The 20,909-nt window shown below is 48.8% G+C and carries 10 protein-coding genes; 3 read left to right on the top strand and 7 right to left on the bottom strand.

Going from position 1 to position 20,909, the window contains the following annotated elements; translation table 11 throughout:
• The first annotated feature begins 12 nt into the window (after window positions 1-12).
• Window positions 13-1,767 (top strand): glycoside hydrolase family 43 protein, encoded by a 1,755-nt coding sequence (locus BMY16_RS06410; RefSeq protein ID WP_091841003.1) that lies wholly within the window; start codon window positions 13-15, stop codon window positions 1,765-1,767.
• Here BMY16_RS06410 and BMY16_RS06415 read toward each other — a convergent pair.
• The 3 genes from BMY16_RS06415 to BMY16_RS06425 form a co-directional block, all read right to left on the bottom strand.
• Window positions 1,739-4,480 carry a glycoside hydrolase family 2 TIM barrel-domain containing protein gene (locus BMY16_RS06415; RefSeq protein ID WP_091841004.1) on the bottom strand — a complete coding sequence of 914 codons (2,742 nt, stop codon included), beginning with the start codon at window positions 4,478-4,480 and terminating at the stop codon, window positions 1,739-1,741. The genes BMY16_RS06410 and BMY16_RS06415 overlap by 29 nt on opposite strands.
• A gap of 2 nt (window positions 4,481-4,482) precedes the next feature.
• A complete protein-coding gene (locus BMY16_RS06420) occupies window positions 4,483-6,603 on the bottom strand; it encodes a DUF362 domain-containing protein (protein WP_091841006.1) in 2,121 nt (706 codons plus the stop codon).
• Window positions 6,604-6,739: 136 nt separating this feature from the next.
• A complete protein-coding gene (locus BMY16_RS06425) occupies window positions 6,740-7,132 on the bottom strand; it encodes a hypothetical protein (protein WP_170836027.1) in 393 nt (130 codons plus the stop codon).
• 176 nt (window positions 7,133-7,308) lie between these two features.
• Between BMY16_RS06425 and BMY16_RS06430 the strand changes: the two genes are divergently transcribed.
• Window positions 7,309-11,268: a hybrid sensor histidine kinase/response regulator transcription factor gene (locus BMY16_RS06430; RefSeq protein WP_091841009.1), complete on the top strand. Its 3,960-nt coding sequence runs from the start codon at window positions 7,309-7,311 to the stop codon at window positions 11,266-11,268.
• Window positions 11,265-12,740 (top strand): rhamnogalacturonidase, encoded by a 1,476-nt coding sequence (locus BMY16_RS06435; RefSeq protein ID WP_091841011.1) that lies wholly within the window; start codon window positions 11,265-11,267, stop codon window positions 12,738-12,740. Before BMY16_RS06430 ends, BMY16_RS06435 begins: the two co-directional genes overlap by 4 nt.
• On the opposite strand, the gene BMY16_RS06440 is transcribed toward BMY16_RS06435, so the two are convergent.
• The 4 genes from BMY16_RS06440 to BMY16_RS06455 all read right to left on the bottom strand — a co-directional run.
• Window positions 12,723-15,734, bottom strand: coding sequence for a glycoside hydrolase family 2 TIM barrel-domain containing protein (locus BMY16_RS06440; RefSeq protein WP_091841012.1), 3,012 nt, complete (start codon window positions 15,732-15,734; stop codon window positions 12,723-12,725). The genes BMY16_RS06435 and BMY16_RS06440 overlap by 18 nt on opposite strands.
• Window positions 15,735-15,739: 5 nt before the next feature.
• Entirely contained in the window at window positions 15,740-17,449 is a 1,710-nt protein-coding gene (locus BMY16_RS06445; RefSeq protein WP_411267774.1) for an alpha-L-fucosidase, read from the bottom strand.
• Window positions 17,450-17,883: 434 nt separating this feature from the next.
• Window positions 17,884-20,433, bottom strand: a complete 2,550-nt coding sequence (locus tag BMY16_RS06450; protein ID WP_317614776.1) for a glycosyl hydrolase 115 family protein — start codon at window positions 20,431-20,433, stop codon at window positions 17,884-17,886.
• Window positions 20,434-20,540: 107 nt separating this feature from the next.
• A partial coding sequence (locus BMY16_RS06455) for a RagB/SusD family nutrient uptake outer membrane protein (protein ID WP_139207150.1) occupies window positions 20,541-20,909 on the bottom strand: 369 nt, incomplete at its 5' end.

The following is a 20,909-nucleotide window of genomic DNA, read 5'->3' on the forward strand; positions in this document are numbered from 1 at the left end:
AAACTGAATGAAATGAAAAGGAAAATTACAAAATGGAGTTGTCTGTTGCTAACTGTGGTGTTATTCGCATGTGGCGGTGGAGGAAATGATGATTCGGATATCACACCTACGCCAACACCTACCCCTACGCCAACACCTACCCCTACACCCACGCCAAATGGCGATGACGAAAAGCAGACCTACTTCCCCAGTGATCTGAAATCAGTAAGTGTTCATGACCCCAGCGTGGTCTACGACGCAGAATCCAAGCGTTATTATATCTTTGGCTCGCATCGAGCCAATGCTTGGTCGTCCAACCTCCTCGCCTGGAACACTGTAACCATTCCCTTTGCTTCGGCTTCCTCTGGCGATGCACTCCCCAATACCGCGTTTGTGACACCTGCCGTGACGAAGGTGAAGAAAGGTGGCCAGCAGGTCGACTTCCCCGCCTTCAACGCTCAGGCATGGGCGAAGCGTGGTAGTGCCGGCTATAATATCGACGGCAACCTGTGGGCACCCGATGTCATCTACAACAAGAAGCTAGGCAAGTGGTGCATGTATATGAGCGTCAACGGCGACGCCTGGTATTCCAGTATCGTACTGATGACCTCTTCCAAGATTACTGGTCCGTATCTCTACGAGGGTCCCGTGGTCATCAGTGGCTTCTATAGCAACAAGGCCTACAAGGATACCGATCTGGAGTTAGTGCTGGGCACTCAAGCCACACTGCCCTCACGCTATGCCACTGGCAACCGTTGGGGCGAGCGTTATCCCAACTGTATCGATCCCTGCGTGTTCTACGACGAGGACGGCAAACTGTGGCTCTCTTATGGTTCGTGGAGCGGTGGCATCTACATGCTGGAGCTTGACGAGGAGACCGGTCTGCGCGACTATGACGTGACCTATTCTCAGGTGGGCGAGGGCAACGATATCACCGTCGACCCCTATTTCGGCAAGAAGATTGCCGGTGGCTACTACGCTTCGGGCGAAGCCAGCTACATTGAATACATCAATGGCTACTACTATCTCTTTATGAGCTATGGCGGACTGGCTGCCGGTGGTGTTCCTGCCGACTATAACAACGGTGGCTATCAGATTCGCGTCTTCCGCTCGAAGAAGCCTGACGGCCCCTATGTCGACAGTAAGAATGCCACGGCCCTCTATGACAAGTATTACCTGAACTTCGGCTCTGGCGAGAACGACGGAAACCGTGGAACCAATATCTTTGGAGCCTATGGCGAATGGGGCAACAAGACCGTAGGAGCCAGCTCCGAGCGCTCGCAGGGTCACAACTCAGCCATCGCTGCAGAGGATGGCCGCGCCTATCTCGTCTATCATACCCGTTTCCAGAACAAGGGCGAGGCCCATGAGGTACGTGTACACCAGCTGTTCCAGAATGAGGATGGTTGGCTGGTGGCAGCCCCGTTTGAGTACACCGGTGAAGTGACCACGCTGGCGAAGATCAAGACCAAGCAGTATGTGGCTACTGACCAGATCCCCGGCAAGTACAAGATGCTGATCCACGACTACAAACTCGACCACACCAAGAAGGCCTATTCGAAGCCAGTCGATGTAGAACTCGACGCTACGGGCAACATCTCTGGTGCCGTCACGGGTAAGTGGTCGGCCAAGAGTGGCACCTCTTATTTCACGGTCACCATCAATGGTCAGGACTATAAGGGCGTGATGGTCGAACAGTATCTGGAGCCAAAGAACGAGAGCACGTCCAGCTTTACCGTGATGAGTGCCACATCAGGCGTCACCATCTGGGGCTATGCTGTGAAGTGATGTCACTATATTTTAGTAAATAGGTGTCGTATTGCGTCACGAAGGGATGGAAGGCGGCTGGAACAGCCTGCGGGCGGTCAAAGATCTTTGGCCATGAACTTGCATCGATGCGATAGATGCGGAAGTTGCCAGACAAAGTGCCCACCTCCTTGGAGATAACGGGGAAGGCACTTCTGGCGAACTTTGGACCTTGTCCCGAGACAGCCACATTAACGGTCATCACGATGCCACGGTCGCTCTGTTCGAAATTCATGTTCAGACTGTCGCCAACGATCAAGAGGCCATTACCATCTCGGCTACTGAAAAGGGCGGCATCCACACCCATACGGTTGCCCTCAAAGTAGAGATCGTCCATATGCTTCGCCCAGAAGCCGTAGCGATTGGCCTGATGGCGGCCCGGATAACTGGCAAAGGGCCCTTGTCCTGTCCATTGAACACGGTCAAAGGAGGAGTCAAGGAGATATGCTATGCCTAATTCTGACAGGAATACATTGGTGCTGTCAGGTGTCAGCGTGTAGCAGACCTTGGTAGCTGACCCCTCTTGAGTGGTCTGCATTTCAGCTTTGACGTATGGATTATCCAAAGGCTGAAGATACTTCTCGATACGCTGGTCTTTCAACTTGAGTTGTTCTGCCATCGTCGCCTTCCGACCAACACGAACCATCGGTCCTTCTTGTATGAGTGCCATGGGGTTGCCATTACCTATCCAATTCATTTGGGGCTTGTTTAACACAAAACTTTGATGGAGGAATGTGTGACCCTGTGCATCCTCGATATCAAACTGAAGCAAGGAAAGTCCCTTCTGCTGGGGCAACTGTAACGGATATGAGGTTGTGGCATGGGGCGCACAGTCCGGGCTGAATGCGCCTCGGATGATCGTATCGCGGTTGTTCGTTAGAGTCCAATGGAATGTCACGTTATCTTTCAAGTTTAGAAAGTCGTAACGGTTGCAGATCTGTAGCATATTATCTTCAACAGCTGATACAAAGGCACGGGCGTAGTTGTGTTGAAGCTCGTAATAGTTGGGGAGTGGTGTTCGGTCAGCGTAGAGCAGGCCATCAGTACCCTGATTGCCACACATCTCGAAGCCACCCTCATCAGAGGTAAACACCCGTTCTTCATAGCCAAACCTGTCTTTCAACCTGGCATGGAATGGCATTCCCTGGTCTACCCACTCCCAAACGCTGCCACCCGCTATACAGGGGGTTCGTTCAATGATCTCCCACTGGCGGTCGTGATCTTCGAGCGAGATGCCTAAGGTGTGACAATACTCGGTGAAAATGACAGGACGGTCTGCCCGCTGATAGAAATCGGCTATCTGCGAAGTAGAAGGATAATGAGGTGTATAGATATCGGCCACCTTGGGGAAGTTGTAGTTAAATTTGCGGAAGTAGCTGCCCACTTGCGGATAACAGATGGGGCGTGAGGAATCTAGCTCGCGTTTTACATAGTCGCCCAACCGGATGCAGATATCCGTCAAAGGATTCTCATTGCCCAGGCTCCACATCAGTACCGACGCATGGTTCTTGTCACGGCGGATAGTTGCTTGTGCGCGTTGCTGGAGCACTTCATAATAGGTAGAGTCATAGAGGTTCTTGTCTCCATAGCCAAAAGGCACTTCATTGATGATATAGAATCCTAACGAGTCTGCCAATTCATAGAAACGAGGCTCACGAGGATAGTGCGAGGTACGGATATAGTTGATAGAAGCTTCCTTCATCAGCTTCATATCCTTCAGGATAGAAACCTCGTCAATCACCTTCACCGTCTTGGGGTCAGTAGAGTGAGAGGTGACACCACGCAATTTGATAAGCTGTCCATTGAGTTTCAGAATATTTCCATCGATTGTCAGCTCTCGGAAACCAAATTTATGCTCAAAGGTTTGGAGGGGTTTACCCTTCTGTGAGAGGGTTGTGCGCAGGGTATACAAATATGGCGTCTCTGCCGTCCAAAGATGAGGTTCAAAGACCGTCAAATAATCTCCATTCGCTCCTGACACCCAGTTGCCTTGAGCATCGAAAATGTCATGATTGACCTCTGTACTTTTATCTGCATGAACGACCTCAGTTTTAACCATCACCGTTCCATCATTCTTCGTTCGTATGGTTAGATCTCCCAGATGAGTATTGGGAACCGCCATCAGTGTCACATCACGGAAGATGCCACTGGGCGTCCAATCATCGTTGTAGTCGAAATCACTGCCAGGGAACTGGGAGATGACACGCATGGCCAACTGCTGTTCACCCCAACCTCGTCCCCTCCCCTTAAGGGGGGTAAGGAAATCCGTGATATCGAAGAGCGACGTGTTATAGCCGGAACGCCATGAACCGACGGCCTTACCATTAATCCACAGGTCATAGCCATAAAGCACACCATCAAAGCGAATGATAATACGTTGACCGTTCCATGCCGCAGGCACTGTAAACTTTGTCCGATAATAGCCTGTCAACGAGTCGGCTTTATGATAGGTTGGCTTACAGAAGCCATACGCCTCCCAACATCCTGGCACGGGAATCATACGCCAGGTGTCATCAGCAGGAGGAACTGTCTTTTCGTCCGTGATACCCTCTACCACCTTCAGCTTCCACTCTCCATTCAGACTCTTTTTCATCTGTGGTTCAGTCACAGGTAATATACCCTGAAAGGCATCAGTCACCTGAGCCTGAACAATGGCTGCAAATAAACAAAAGCTAATAAACAATAACCGTCTCATAGTTATAACTTCTTATATTTCAGGTCTATCTTGGTGTACTTATGGTCTTTATTCCAGTGCTCAAAAAGTCCGAGAGGCTGTTCTAAGGGCTTACCTTCCTGCTTATAGACAGTACCACTGGGGGCGTACGGTATCGAAGCCGCCTCGCGCAGATACTCATCGCAATAGTTTAGGCTACCAAACTCCGGCCATTCGCCAATCAGGATATCCATGCCAACAGCATCGCATGCCACCTCGTCTTGAGACACAATCAACGAACAAGCCCAGTCGCCATTAAATGGTTCCTTCTGCCATTTGGGGGCAGGTGCACCATTCACGTCACGAGAGCCGTATGTACCGTCGATTATCAGGAGCAAAGCCTTTTGTCCCATATCTTTATGCGCCATCCAATCCACAAACGTTTTATAACCCGGTTTCCCATGACGTTTGTCCTGACTGATGTTGTTGTGAGAATTCTGCCGCCAGAGCAAATTGATGTCAGTAGCTCCGTACCAGTTTTTCGTGGTCAGCGTAACGCCAGGTCCAGAGTGTGTCTTCAGCAGTGCACTGTTGATGAGGTAATCGGCATCCACTATACATTTGGCCAGTCCCCGTGCCATCTTACCATTATCTACTGAATATACAATCTGCTCAGGATAGTATTCACACTTTTGGCGTCCGTCGCCTCCAATATTGTCAATGAACACCACCTCAGGGAACTCCCTGTGTACCTTATTATATATAGAGTCTGTGATAGCACGACTTGGCTCACAGAGTGTGATATCCTGCTGGCGGACACCCCCGTCGCGAACCATTGAGCGCACCAGTGCCAAGGTGACAAAGGGTGATGAGTTCAATTCTATCGTATCGTGATGTGTAATGGCATTGTTGATGTTCAGCTTTACAGCAATCTTCTCGCCTCGTTTATAACCGCGGTTACCACGCCCGTGGGTCTTGTTGAAATGCTTGAACAAGGCTTTCCATGCCTTCTGGGGTGTGGGCTCTCCTGTCAGTTGGATGACAGCCTCAGCCATCATGGCATCGGCCTTATCCTGATCATTCCAGCGATCCTCCACCCATAATCCAGTCCTGCCATCCCACTTGGCCACACCAGGACTGTGAATCCAGGCCACACGACCCGGATGAATACCACAGCCTGTGCCTATCGGTTCGTTTGGCCCGACAAAGAGTTTGGGAAACTGGGGGTTGAACTCACCGAAGAACAGACGATCGCGGTTGACTGCATCATCTAAAAGCTGGATGGTGGTAGATGGTCCCAAATCAGGATCCTTCCATGCACGAAGTTGCCAAACCACCTTTCCTTCCTTGCCTATCTCCACAGCCTGCACAGGGGCATTGGCAGAATCCATAGGCTCCTTATTCCATTCGTTATACCAATTGTTGATAATATGGTTGCCGTTCTTCAGTCGGACCGTCTTTTGAGGCTGTGTGATGCCGAAGTCTGTTGTGTTCATCTCCCAGACGGTTTCTCCCAGGCGGGTAATCTCCTGAAGATGTCCTTTTCGTCCGGTAATCAAGAGATTTCCCTTGGGCAGTTCCTGTACAGACCAGGGTAGGAAACCTTCCCAACGGTCAACTTCCTTACCATTGCTGTTGTACTCATGAATACAGCCCAAAGCCATATTCGCTATGAGAAGTGTACCACGAGAGGTGAGGCGCGCATTGCGGAACTGACCATGAACAGACCCTTTTTCTGATGTCGGCAATTCGAACTCCCTCACAATTCGCTTCGACGGAATCTCCATCACCACCCCCTTGGCAGGCTTACCGTTTTGGATAAACACCACATGCGTTTGGCCGATAGGCTGGATGGTGTGAATCTCCGTACCCTCTGGAGCGCCATACTGCCAAACGGTCTGACCGTCTTGTGTCACCTCGGCTATGCCATATTGATGAGCCATAAGGATATGCCCGTCTGTCATCAAAACGGCATCGCTGATCTCCCCCCGCCTTTGTTTATCTTCAAAAGTCCAAGACACATGTCCATCCTTGACGATGAACATTCTCATTCGCTTGCTTTGCCCGGCATAGAAGAAATGATGCCTGGCAAGGCTCATATCCACATCCTGCGCCAGCATACCCAGCGCCAGCATTAACAATAATGATAATGTAACTTTTCTCATCTTACTCTTTATTTTTGTTGCAAATATAATCAAATTATTCTAAATACACTCGTTTTTTTATGAAAAGTCCTCATCACTGTCGCTACAGCATGAGGACATTTCTTCTAACTAATTTTAACTAACATGTAACCAACTACTAATTTACAATTAAATGTGTATCCCATAAAACAACCTTCAAACGTTTACATTCTGCGACCACTTGTTTTAATTCCTCTAAAACAGAGTCCTCATCTCCCAAAGATATGAGAAGATAGGAATTCCTATCCTCCATGATTCTGAATAGTTGCATCATTTTCTTCGATGTAAGGCTGATTTGAAGTGTATGCAGTTTATCACAAGAGATAGCCACTCCCTGCATGCCACGATTCATCAGGTCCCATGCCCGTCTGGCAAGGTTCTGGAGAGTACAGTCCATCATCCCGAAGACAATGTATTTATTCGGATCGTTCCTGTTGCTTTTAGAGAAACTATCCAATTTCTGAGCTATAACTTCTTCTTGAAGTACAATGGCCGTTGAGTCATTTATCATATACATAATCAATAGTTTTTTCTATCTGCAAAGGTACTCATAATCTGCCACATCCTACCTGTAGAAATCCGTCAAAAATAGTACAGAAATCTGTCATTTCTCGTCTTTTACTCAAAAAGAGGCAGGAAACACTTTGTTACCTTATTATTTTTATTTATTTTTGCAACAGAATACAAATGACAGGTATGTTTCGTCGTCTTTTCCATTTCATAACGATTATCGTATGGTCTCTTTCTGTTGAAGCTCAAGAGTTCCATGCTTCACGACATATCACTTCTGCCAGTGGACTGTCGAACGACTTTGTAATCTCACTGGCTATGGACGGGAATGGCTATGTATGGGTAGCCACAGAAGCCGGAGTGAACAGGATAGCAGGAAATGTTTGTCAACCATTTCCCTTGACAGAACAAGTTTCCGGGCATCGCATTACCGCCCTTTACTGGCACGAACCGTCAGATCAGATGCTGATAGGCACGGAGAACGGGTTGACTATCTATAATCCAAAATCAGGCACAACACGACAACTTACCGATAAGGAAGGATTAGCACCTTCAAGTATCAATGCCATTGTCAACACTGACAATGAAGATTTGTGGATTATACATGGTAATGGGCAAGTATCAAGGCTAAATGGTCGCACATTTCAGATTACCAATATCAAACTAAGCCAGCCCCATAGCAACCGCTGCGCATTAGATGATAAAAGGGGGAATCTCTATATTGGACATAGTAGAGACGGTATGACGGTTGTGAAGCAAAGTGATGGCACTTCTATTAATTATCAGCATCATCCAAACAACCCAAATAGTCTGCCAGGAAATAATGTCCGTTGTATCTATCAAGACGCCTACTACCGTATCTGGGTTGGAACGGATAGAGGTCTGGCTCTCTTTCACCCTGAAACGTCGTCTTTTTCAAAGGTCACACCTTTGCCTGATGACCATGACGACAATGTTTATGACATTCTGCAAGTGAATGATAGTACACTCTGGGTGGCTACTGATATCGGCGGGATAAAAGTGGTTAGGCCCAATCATATTGGAAAAGACGGTCATTTGCACTATGATACCACAACAATAAAACTCACATCGCTTAACACACGATGCCTCAAACAAGACGAATACGGAAACATCTGGGTTGGCAACCATAGTACAGGCGTGGATTTTATCAGTATCCTAAAATCAGACTTCAACCTGTTGGACTATAAAGATCCAGAGAATGATTACTACCCTGTTAATTCTATTGTAAAAGATACAGGACATGGTTTCTTGGTTGCCAGCGAAACAGAACTTACACAATGGCAGAATGGTAAGATAACGGGGCGGTGGAGTTACAAGAATAAAACACGCAGGGCATTCCATTCCCCTCGTTGTATGATGGTAGATCATTGGGGGCATGTATGGATAGGTCTCGACGATCAAGGCATATATCGTTTTGACAAAAAGGATGGTCGCTTCTCTCATGTCGAGATGAGTCCTGAAGGTTCTGATATTCACACCTTTGCGGAAGATACCGATGGGAGCATATGGATAGGGGGAGAATTCGGAATATATAAATATATTGATGGGAAGGTTTCTCGTCAGGAGACCATTAGTCGGATTGTCCGAGCTCCTGCCACTTGCATTCTCAATACCGCCCCTCATCAGTTATTCATTGCTACACTTGGCGATGGCATATACTCCTATAATATGAAGACAAAGACCTGCCGGCATCTGAATGTTCAGAATGGACTTCCTTCCAGTAAAATCAACCAGACCATCCGAGATCAGCATCAAGGTCTCTGGCTGGCGACAGATGCAGGTCTTGTTTATTTGGAGGACCCCATCAATCTGACGGGCATCAGAATCTTCAGTCAGGAACATGGGCTGGCCGACAATCATATTTTAGCTTTACAGCAAGATCATGATGGGAGAATATGGATGTCGACATATTCGGGAATCTCTTGTTTTGTGAAAAGCACGGGCAAATGCCATAACTATAATCATCAGGAAACTCGGGTGTCTGGTGGCTATATAAATGGAGCGGCCATGACCGATGCCGACGGAGCCATCTATTTCGGATCGGCTTTTGGCGCCTGCTATTTCAAACCAGAACAATTAAATGACCAGATGGAGATGTCAGACGTACAGATTGTGACGTTTGAAGCCTATAATCCTGTAGGGCGGAATACAGAGATGATTCAGCTGACACCTGACTCCCAAAGGTATATCCATACCACATATGAACAGAATACCATTCGCCTGACATTTACTGTACGGAACTACGCACAGAAAGACTTTGTGGAGTATTCCTACATGATGAAAGGGATGGATGGAAAATGGTATAATATCGGCAATGACCATGATGTAGTCTTCCGAGGACTGCGCCCAGGGCACTACACCTTTATCTTAAGAGCAAAACTCAGAAGCCAGGATTGGGGTGATGCCAAGGAAACACAACTCGAAATATATATCGCTCCTCCTCTTTGGCAAACATGGTGGGCCTACCTGCTTTATGCACTGATGATGATCTTATGGAGCACATGGCTCGTGCGTTCCTACAAAAACAAATTGGCTTTGCGCGCTTCACTTGAACTGGAGAAACGAGAAAACCAGCAAAAACAGAATATGAACGAGGAACGTCTCCGATTCTTCACCAACATCACCCATGAGCTGCGTACACCCCTGACACTCATCCTTGGGCCGCTTGATGATCTGATGGATGACCGGCAACTGCCAGCATCAAGCCGTCGACTGGTAGCCATGATCCAGAAGAGTGCCAAACGGCTACAAAGACTCATCAATGAGATCATGGAGTTTCGCAAAACCGAGACACAGAACCGCCGGCTCACCGTGGCACGAGGTGACATCGGTCAACATGTGCGTGAGATTTGCCTGAACTACAAAGAACTCTACCGTAATCCCAAAGTTCAGTTTGTTTACAATATCGCTGAGAATCTGCCATCCGTCTGGTTCGACTCGGAAATCATCACGACCATTCTGAACAATTATCTGTCGAATGCCATCAAATATACGGAACAAGGCAGTATCACTACCACTGTACAGGCAGAAGCCGACAGATGTATAAGAATCTCCGTGGCAGATACAGGATATGGCATTTCCCCCGACGCACTACCCCACATCTTCGAACGCTATTATCAAGCCAACGGTAGTCATCAGGCCTCAGGTACGGGAATCGGCCTTGCCTTGGTAAAGTCGCTGGCCGACCTCCACGAAGCTCAGGTCAGTGTAGACAGCCATGAAGGACAAGGCAGTCGGTTTACCCTTTCATTAGACATCCACAACAACTATCCCAATGCTCTTCACAAAGAAGATCAGGAAAATGAAGAATTAAGAATGAAGAAAGAAGTGTTTCCTTCGGCTCCTTTACTTCTTGTGGTGGACGACAATGCCGACATCCGTCAATACATTGCCGACTCCTTCTGTGATGACTTCCGCATCAGTCAGGCTACGAACGGAGAAGAAGGGGTTCAGATGGCCAAGGAACAAATTCCAGACATCATCATCAGCGATATTATGATGCCGAAGCTAAACGGCATCCAGCTTACCCACCAACTAAAAGAAGATATCCGCACCAGCCATATCCCCATTATTCTTCTGACTGCCAAGAATACCGACGAAGACAAGGAAGATGGCTATGACAGTGGTGCCGACTCATACCTGACAAAGCCATTTACTACCAAATTGCTGGCCAGTCGTATCCAGAACTTACTCACTTCCCGCCGCCGCTTGGCAGAATACATCACACATCACCCAGAAATGGCTGAAGAGGATACTTCTTCTACCGTCACTCCACAATTAGGACGCTTAGACAGAGAGTTTCTTGACAAGCTGAATGGTATCATCCGCGACAACGTGATGAGTCAGGATATCGGCCTGCCATTCATCACTGATAAGATGGCGATGAGCCATAGTACCTTCTACCGTAAGGTGAAAGCCCTGACAGGCTTGACCGCCAAGGAATATATCCGGAAGTTCCGCTTGCAGCACTGCTACCACTTGCTCGAAAGCGGTGAGTATAATGTCAACCAGGCAGCCATGATGACTGGTTTCAACCAGATGGCACACTTCCGGGAGACATTCAAAAACGAGTTTGGCATCCTGCCATCTGAAGTCTTCAAAAGAAAGAAATTATGAAAAGAAATCTGCTGTTAGCTTTATCATTTACCATTTGTCTTTTATCTTTTAGCCTTGCAAGGGCGCAGCAAAACGTCAGGGACTTCGGTGCTGTAGGAGATGGTCGGCATATTGACTCACCGGCCATCAATGCTGCGATACAGAAGGCTGCAAGCAATGGAGATACGGTGGTTCTGCCAAAAGGTATCTGGTTATGCTATTCCCTCCACCTTGAAAGCGGTGTCACCCTGCGATTAGAGAATGGAGCTGTTCTGAAAGCAGCCCCAGTGACAGATACAGAGGGCTACGATGAGGCAGAACACAACAGCTCCAGTTATCAAGATTTCGGACACAGCCATTGGCACAACTCATTGATTTGGGGTGAGAATCTGCATGATGTCACATTGGATGGCGAAGGACTTATCGACGGAACCGGCGTCCTCTCTCGAGGAGAACCGCGACGTAACTATACAGGAAAGCCTTGGGCCAATAAAGCATTGGCACTTCGGGATTGTCAGAGAGTGACCATCCGTGGGGTGAGTTTTCTCAACTGCGGACATTTCGCCATGTTACTGACGGGAGTCGACGACCTGCTCATAGAAAACGTCAAGGCTGATTCCAACCGCGACGGATTTGATATCGATTGTTGCGAACGGGTCATCATCAGGAATTGTCATGTAAACACCCTCAATGACGACGCTATCGTTCTGAAATGCTCATATGCCTTGGGGCGTCCTAAACCCACAGAACACGTCCTCATTGAGAACTGCCACGTCAGTGGCTATGACATTGGCACGTATCTTGATGGCACAAAGACAACGAATATGCTCAAGGCTCCTGATGGCGACGGTCCGACAGGCCGGATCAAACTCGGCACGGAGAGCAATGGAGGATTCCGTCATATTACCATTCGCAATTGTACTTTTACCCATTGCAGAGGTTTGGCTCTCGAAACAGTTGATGGGGCAGCCATGGAGGATATCAATGTCAGCGATATCACGATGACAGACATCTGCAATTCACCTATTTATATAAGATTAGGTGATCGTATGCGGGCTCCAGAGGGATTCCATTCCTCTACTGTCGATCATATAAGCATCCGCAATATCCGTGTTGCAGATGCCGACAGCCGCTACGCCTGTCTGATAGCTGGTGTCAGGAATCATCCCGTCCGTAATGTGCGGATCGAAAACCTGAACGTACAGTTCAGAGGGGGCCTGACGCTTGATGACGTCAGGGAGCAGCGGGGCCGGAATCCCTTCTTTATACCAGAAGCCCGTAAAGCCACAGAGAGGGGCGAAGCCAACTATCCCGAGCCCTCTGCCCACGGCATTCAGCCTGCCTGGGGCTTCTCCATCAGTCATGCAGAGAATATCTACCTGAAGAATATCCATTTGGAAACCATTCATCAAGATGAGCGGCCTGCTTTCTTTATGAAAGAGACCAAAAACATCCGCCGTAAGAAGGTTAGTACCCTAAATCCAATCAAGTAGAATGGCGTAGTGGTAAGGTTTGTTACCATCGATGGTATACTGAGGTAACGTGGGCTGCCCCCAAGTATCTACACCACCGACTCCATGGACGTTCTGGTCGATGTTCAGATTAACGAAACGACCACGTTTGATTTCGTGGGGATGACTGGCAGCTTCCAGATCCTCCTCGCCATAGTCCCAGGCTCGGATACAGAGAGGCTGAAGACCATCGATTCGGAGTGTCTTTTTATCAGTACCAATTTTCAGCCAACGGACATCTGTGCGGCAGCCATTGTCCTGCGGATGGATGTACTCCGTTTCGAACTCGCTGAGCGACGTCCGGTAACGTCCAACAAAGGCACTACGCTTACGATCCGGATAGTTCTCCCATGGCCCACGACCATAATATTCAATGTTGGTATAGTCAGCTGGCAGGCGCAGGCGCATACCGAATTTCGGCAGCAGGGGGATATCGGTAGCCGTAGGACGATAATCCATATCCACCTTGATGCGACCGTCTTGGATGATAGTGTAGGTAACGGTCAGGACTGCTCCCACAGAGAGCGTTGTCTCGCTGATGATTTTAAGTCCTTTATCGCTGGCTTCCGTGCGGAACGATTTGCTGGTGCTCTTAGCTGCAATATCTCGCCAGATGCCGGAATGCTCTGCAAAATGAGCGGCATGCTGATTGTCGTTTTCCGGTTTCCAGAAATAGGGTTCTAACGGTCCGCTGAGCCTCTCCTCGCCATCAACCATCCAACTGATAAGCTTACCAGAGCTATCAATGGTAACAGTTCCCCGATCGGTGTAGGCCACGAGACCTTTTCCCGTCTTTTGCACTGTCGCTGGTGTGTCCCCAAAGGCAGACCAGAATTCTTCGGGTTTCAGGATGAATTGTTCACGGGCAATGGTAAAGCCCTCCTGTGCCCAAGGTGTATCCTGATGCAGACGGGCATAGACATTCAGTATCAATTCCGGCTCATTATAGGGGTAGTAGGGATAAGGAATCCCGAACTTGTCGCCATAGAGAATAGGGATATTGCCAGATACCAGTTCACCGTTGTAATAGACTTCGCAATAGTAATCATATTCGTTGAGATCGGTAAAGAAATCCCGATTGATGATACGGATGGAGTCTCCTTCTTGTTCGAACGCGATAGGCTGGTAGACATATTGCACCTCGTAATAATGAGGATGGGGCTTGCGGTCAGGACCAATCAGTCCGTTAATGCAGAAAGGTCCGTCGTTGGGCTGGTCGCCGAAGTCACCGCCATAGGCATAATATTTCACGCCCTTGCTTATCTTCTCAATGCCTTGGTCTACCCAGTCCCATACAGCTGCGCCAGCGATGCTGCTATCAGCATAGATCACATCCCAATACTCCTGCAGATTACCCATCGAGTTACCCATGGCGTGGGCATATTCACGGGCAATAAGCGGCTTCTCACTTTCCTTCTCGGCCTCAGCCTTCAGCACATCGGGCGTGGGATAGCCGAAGTCGTGGAGAGCGGAATAACGCGGATGACAATCGTAGAATGGCAGACGTGTTGAATCAAGGCGGCAGACGGTGTCGTACATGGCCTGGATATTCGGACCTATGCCACCTTCGTTACCCAGACTCCACAGGATGACGCAAGGGTGATTGAAGTCACGCTTCACCAGCGACTCAGCACGGTCCACATGGGCCTGCTGCCATGCCAAGTCGTGCCCCATCTCCTCGTTGGCATAACCATAGCCGTGACTCTCCTGATTAGCCTCATCCATCACATAGATGCCCCAGCGGTCGCAGAGCTCGTAGAGGTATTCGCGATCGGGATAGTGCGAGGTGCGCAGGAAGTTGATGTTGGCTTGTTTCATCAACCGGAGATCCTGCTCATAGGTGGCATCATCGACATAGCGACCCGTACGCGGATGGTGGTCATGACGATTCACGCCACGCAGCTTCACGTTCTTGCCGTTAATCTTGAACACCTCGCCAACACACTCTACCCGTTTCACGCCCAGATGATTATCGAAATGTTCGAAGACCTCTTCCGCAGGGGTGGTTTTCAGTTCAATACTGAAAGGATAGAGGTTGGGCTTTTCTGCCGACCACAAGCGGGGTTTATCTATCGAATAGGTGATCTTCACATGGGTGGTATCACCTGCAGCAATGCTCCTCAGGAATCCCTCCTTCATCTTGCCCTCGATTTTCAAGACAGCCTTAATGTCCTTGACTGCCTGCTTGCCTGTGTTGCAAACAGCGATGTCAGCCGTCACATGAGCCTTAGAGAAATCCGCATTAGGCACAGCCGTCACATGATAGTCGGCAACATGCACCAACGGTCTGACCCATAGCTGTACACTGCGGAAGATGCCCGATAGTCGCCACATGTCCTGATCTTCCAAATAGCTGCCATCACTCCAACGATACACCTCTACAGCAAGTTTGTTAAGTCCCTCAAGAGCATAGGGTGTAATATCAAACTCTGCAGGCGACATGGAGTTCTGGCTATAGCCCACCTTCTGACCATTCAGCCAGACATAGAAAGCAGAATGAACCCCGCCAAAGTGCAGGATGAGATTCTTGCCAAGCATATTCTTGTCGATATCGATGAAGGTCACATACGACCCTACAGGATTGCGGTTCTCGTAGGCAGTCCAGTCTTGTGGCGGCCCGGAAGTCACACTCGGACGGTTACGCTGGAAGGGATAGCTGATGTTAGTATAGATAGGTGTGCCATAGCCCTGCATCTGCCAATTGCCCGGCACGTTGATTTTGTCCCATCCGCTCACATCGTAGTCATCTAGATAGAACAAGACAGGTCTCTCCTCGGGGTTGGGGCTCCAATGGAACATCCACTCTCCGTCCAGGCTTTTGATTTCCTTATGCTTCTTCTGCTTCGAGGGCAGTTGCAAGGTTGCGTGATACGGCAGTTTGTTAATACCCAACACGGCAGGATTCTCCCAGTCATGTGATTGCGACTGTGCTGAGACACTCAGCATCAAGGCGGCTAAAAACAATATCTTTCTCATCGTCTTTATTTTGTTACTACTTCAAAATCCCCGAAAGCCATGCGGTCGCCATCAGCAAGGTGGTCGGCATCCAGCCGGAGTATTCTGGCCTTGACGGGTGTGAACTTAATGGTCTGCCAGATGGGGTTGTTGATGATGTTCGAGAATTCTCCTGAGGCCACCTTCGTCCAGTTCGCCCAATCGGTGGATGCCCAGAGGGTGTAATGAGTCACAATACCCTCCTTGGAATTTTGAGGAGGCAGATAGCGGAACGAAGTGATGGTCTGCTCTGTGTCCCAGTCAATCATCATCTGCCTGGGACTACTGAAGAAATAGTGGAGGTTGCTACTGCGCTTTTCACCACTGTCAGGGATGTCGGCTGTCAGTTCGGGAGCCAGATAGACGGAAGTGCGTTTGATGATAGGATCGCACTGGCTGTCAAGAATGGTGAAGCGTAGCTGAGTTGCCTTGACGGTGGGGAAACAGATGATGCGACGATGACCGATGGTGGTCAGGCCGTCGCCATTCTCCACGAGTTCATCCTTCAACGCCACCCATTGCCCATCGACCTCAGCTTCCAGTGCGAATTTCTTCACACGCTGACCATAGCGGATATCCTCCTCAGCAACGAAACGATTGAAAGCTGTAGGCTGCTTGAAGGTGATAATGGTCTCTGAACCTTGCGTCTTGATCTTCGCTGTTTGGGCGAGGTCAGTCTTGAACACCTCCTGAATCATCTTGTTAAAGGCAATGCCACGCAGACTGTCGTTGGGATGGATGCGTCCGTTGGGAGCGATGGGGAAATTCAACAACAGCGTCGAGTTGCGTCCTACCGATTTATAATAGGTGTCCATCAGTTTCGAGAGGCTCTTCACATGTTCGTTCTCCGTCTCGTGGTAGAACCAGCCTGGACGGATGCTTGTGTTCGTTTCTCCAGGACACCACACATCGCCCTCCTCCACGCCATAGTGCAGCATGTGCCAGGGTGTATCACCCTTGCTGGGCATCAGACTCCAGTTCGTCTCACCCACATTACCGGCTTCCGTTCCTACCCAGCGCAAATCACCACGATCGCCACCATCGTTCCAAATAACGGCATGCGGTTGCAACTCACGAATCATGCGGAAAGTCTCTGCCCATCCATAGTAGGTCTTTCCGTCAATCTTACGTATCTCATTGGCACCACCATACCACCCGTCACCACCATTGGCACCATCGAACCACACCTCGAAGATGTCACCATAGTTCGTCAGCAATTCGCGCAGCTGGTTGCGGAAGTAGGTCACGTATTCTGGTTTGCCGTAGTCCTTATGGTTCCTGTCCCAAGGCGAAAGGTAGACAGCGAACTTCAGCCCTTCCTCGCGACAAGCCTCAGCCAGCTCACGCACTACGTCACCCCTACCCTGCTTCCAAGGCGTGTTCTTGACGGAGTACTCCGTATAGGCCGAAGGCCACATACAGAAACCACAGTGGTGCTTGGCTGTGAAGATGATACCCTTCATACCCGCCTGTTTACAGACGCGTGCCCACTGCCGACAGTCAAGGTCCGATGGGTTAAACAGTTCCAGCGCCTCATTGCCGAACCCCCATTCCTGGTCGGTGTACGTATTCAGCGAATAATGGATGAAGGCATACATCTCCATATCCTGCCACCGCAGTTGATCCTCCGTCGGTACAGGGCCACAGGGCGACACATTCTCTACCTGCCCGAATGCCAACATGGGCAGCACAGCCATCAAAGTAATGAGCTTTCTATAACTATCGATCATAAGTCTGCATTTTGGCTACAAAGATACAAAAAACGAGAGAAATACAAAAGAAAAACGTACTATTCTTTTTATTCCCACGGTGGGAACACTTTATTCCCACGGTGGGAACTGTTGGAAAGTCGTAAGTAAAGTGTCAGCATTCCCGTAGCGGACGCTGAGAAAGTCGTAAGCGGACGTCGGGTAATCTGTAGTTTTTGTCAGAAAACCCTCCATCCCTCCCGTCAATGGCCCGGAAGCCCTTTATATAAAGGATTCTTTGATTTTCATCCCTCCCTTGATCCCTCCCGTCATCTCTCCCATATCCCTCCCGTCTGCTCTCCTCACACATCAAGAGCGCCCTGTCATCACGACAGAGTGCTCTCTCTATTTATCATTAACTAACATAAACCAAATATTATGGTTTATTTTTCTGGAGGACCGAAATAGCTGTAGTGGTTGTCGTCTGGATTGATGACAAGGCGTTCTACTACTATTTCCGGATCAATCATTATCAGGCTTAATGTATGAGTACCTGCCGTACTTATTTCGAAGGAAACATCCAGCCAGCGCATGTTATCGAACACCTCGTTACGTCGCTCCCGCCGATAGCCGTTGAGTGCCATGTGCCCTGGTTCTGGTAACGGTTTCAGTTTCTTTGAACGTTTCAGATTCTGCGGTGTATATTCATCGAAAGTATCGACCAGTCCCCTGCGGGCATCGATGATCTTTATTTCCCCATTATCCATCTTAACACCTAGTCTGAGACCACGTTCTGGTTGCACATCCTGAGTAGGAAGTATACCGATAGCGATCTTCGTCAGCCCTTCCTTATTGATCTTTATCTGATACTCCAATTTAGGGCCATTACCTGTTTCGTCGGATGGTGCCGTTACCGGATTGATACCCATACAGCCCTCGCCACGTCCCAGGTCGGGCAGCAACTGCCATGATATACCGTTAGCTGGGATACATCTGCTGTAATGTATAGCCTCTATACCATACTCCTCAGTAGCAGTCTCAAGCAGAGGAATGGATGGGCGGGCATCCCGCTGTGGCACATATCGCAAATTGGGTAATTGATTGTGCTCAGGCATAAACCACTGCTGATAGCCGATATGCTTGTCGCGCATCATACCATTCCATTTTCCACCAGCCATTTGGTGATTGTAATATTCCGTCAGCAATGAGTCTTTTGTAAAGAGTTCCTTTGCACGATCAGCAAAGGCATTAGCACGCACATCACCTCGGTCGGCATAATAATGGTTCTGCGTAACGGCATTGTATATTTCTGCCACACAGGCCGATGCTACAGCCGGATAATATACCAACTGATAATAGGCATCCTGAGCCTCAGCGGGTATGCGCAGCTTAAGAGCCTCGGCCTGTTCAGCTAACTGGCGCCACAACATGGTGACACGATTGCACTCGTTGTAGTTCTCGACACTGAAGACGCCAGGCACCTGAACCTCCGCCTTTCGCCAGAGATTGTATTTGGGATACTTGACAAGGATATCTGTCACCTCATCGGCCACATCTTCACCAAAGATTCCCGCAGCCCATTGCCTGACGTAAGCCTTTTCATCGCCAGCCTTAACAGCATCGGGATCCCAGGCATAATTCATGATGAAATCAATGGGGAGCTCTTTGGGCTTTAAGTCTCCCACGTTGATAATCCATATCCTGTCTATACCCGACTGATAAGCCAGATTCAGTTGCTCGCGCAGTTTGGGAATCGGTGAGGTGTTAACCCAGCGGTCATTCCATGGGCCACCATTCATATCTATATGATAATAGAGTCCAACACCACCTTTACGCTGTCGTTCACTGGCAGGAGCAGTCCTTCGGATATATCCCCAGTTATTGTCGCAGAGCAGGAGTGTAACATCGTCAGGCACATTGAATCCGGCATCATAATATCGCTGCACTTCGGTGAAGATGGCCCACAGCTGTGGAACTGCGTCAGGGCGGCCATAAATATCACTGATCATCTTACGCTGGCTTTCTATCACCTTCGAGAGTGTCTTCATATTATCCTCATCATTACCTTTTCCCATGGCTACATCTCCATCACCACGCATGCCAATAGTGACCAGGTTCTCATAGTTTTTGTTTCGCTCCATTCCCTCGCGGAAAAATTTGTCAAGTCTTTCCTTATTGACAGAATAGTCCCATGGTCCCACCTCGTTTCTACGGGTAGTATATTCCTTATGAGCTCGCATCATGGGTTCATGATGCGATGTTCCCATCACAATACCGTATTCGTCGGCCAGTATTGGATTCAAAGGATCGTCTTCATTAAACCTTGAATCCCACATCGCCGGCCATAGATAGTTTGCCTTGAGCCTAAGTAGCAGTTCAAACATGCGGGTATAGGCCTTTGAGTTCTGACCGCCGAATTTTTCTTTTGTCCAACCTCCGAACGATGGCCACTCGTCATTGATAAATATGCCACGGTACTTTACCTTTGGCGACGGCTGTACCACTCTGCCAGCTGTATAGTATAAGTTATCCTGATGTCGCACTGGCACATCAGCCCACCAATACCATGGCGAGACCCCAATCTGTTTACTTATCTCGTATATACCATAGATGGTGCCACGCTTATCGCTACCAGCGATAACCAGATTGTCATCAACAAGATCTATCAGGTATGATTCCCACTGGCCACGAATTTTACTCACATCGATCTTTTTCCTGGCTATCAGGCCATCAATCAATCTGCTTTTGCCAATGGTTCCAGCTATGATAGAGCCTTTTCTTATCTGTCCTATGGTGACTTCAGCCTTTGTACCTGTCACCTTGCGTATGTCGTCAGCCAAGTCATTGGCTGCACGAGACACCCCTTTCCAGTCGCGACTATCAACGATAATCGGCGAAACCTTCCCTTTGTCTGCTATCGTGAATCCTTGCTGTTGAGCTACAGCAGTTAATCCCCACAGACAAAGAATCATGATTATGTAGATTCTTCTCATATTCATTAGCTTTTAACGATAATTGAAAAAGAGTACATTCTGTCTCACGACAGGATGTACTCTGCCAACTTTTTACTATTCAATTAACTAACTATGTAAAACCTAAACTAATTCCGATATGCGGGATTTTGATAATTGGCTTTCTCCTCATCAGTCATCTCCATTCCGTCGAGCTGACCCTGTGGGATAGGACGGATGTAGTAACCGGCGGGAATATCACGCTTAAACTCCTGAAGATCCTTGTCAGTATAGCCAGAGCCTGCGATGCGATAGGTACTTGCACGCTCTGCCCACTTCTGGGTGCGAACCAGGTCGAACCAACGGTATCCCTCACCCCAGAACTCACGGCTACGCTCGTCGAGGATGAAGTCGATGGTGATCGTTGCAGGTGTGGCAGCAACCATAGCTGCGCTGTTGTCAACAGAGACGGATACGTTGTCGTTCTGAGAGAATGTCTGCTTACCGGCACGGGCACG

This window comes from Prevotella sp. ne3005, assembly GCF_900110085.1.
Taxonomy (GTDB): domain Bacteria; phylum Bacteroidota; class Bacteroidia; order Bacteroidales; family Bacteroidaceae; genus Prevotella.

Bases quoted from the DNA above. Each gene is read 5' to 3' on its own strand.
- BMY16_RS06410 (WP_091841003.1), top strand. From the start codon at position 13: ATGAAAAGGAAAATTACAAAATGGAGTTGTCTGTTGCTAACTGTGGTG.
- BMY16_RS06415 (WP_091841004.1), bottom strand. From the start codon at position 4,480: ATGAGACGGTTATTGTTTATTAGCTTTTGTTTATTTGCAGCCATTGTT.
- BMY16_RS06420 (WP_091841006.1), bottom strand. From the start codon at position 6,603: ATGAGAAAAGTTACATTATCATTATTGTTAATGCTGGCGCTGGGTATG.
- BMY16_RS06425 (WP_170836027.1), bottom strand. From the start codon at position 7,132: ATGATAAATGACTCAACGGCCATTGTACTTCAAGAAGAAGTTATAGCT.
- BMY16_RS06430 (WP_091841009.1), top strand. From the start codon at position 7,309: ATGACAGGTATGTTTCGTCGTCTTTTCCATTTCATAACGATTATCGTA.
- BMY16_RS06435 (WP_091841011.1), top strand. From the start codon at position 11,265: ATGAAAAGAAATCTGCTGTTAGCTTTATCATTTACCATTTGTCTTTTA.
- BMY16_RS06440 (WP_091841012.1), bottom strand. From the start codon at position 15,734: ATGAGAAAGATATTGTTTTTAGCCGCCTTGATGCTGAGTGTCTCAGCA.
- BMY16_RS06445 (WP_411267774.1), bottom strand. From the start codon at position 17,449: ATGGCTGTGCTGCCCATGTTGGCATTCGGGCAGGTAGAGAATGTGTCG.
- BMY16_RS06450 (WP_317614776.1), bottom strand. From the start codon at position 20,433: ATGAGAAGAATCTACATAATCATGATTCTTTGTCTGTGGGGATTAACT.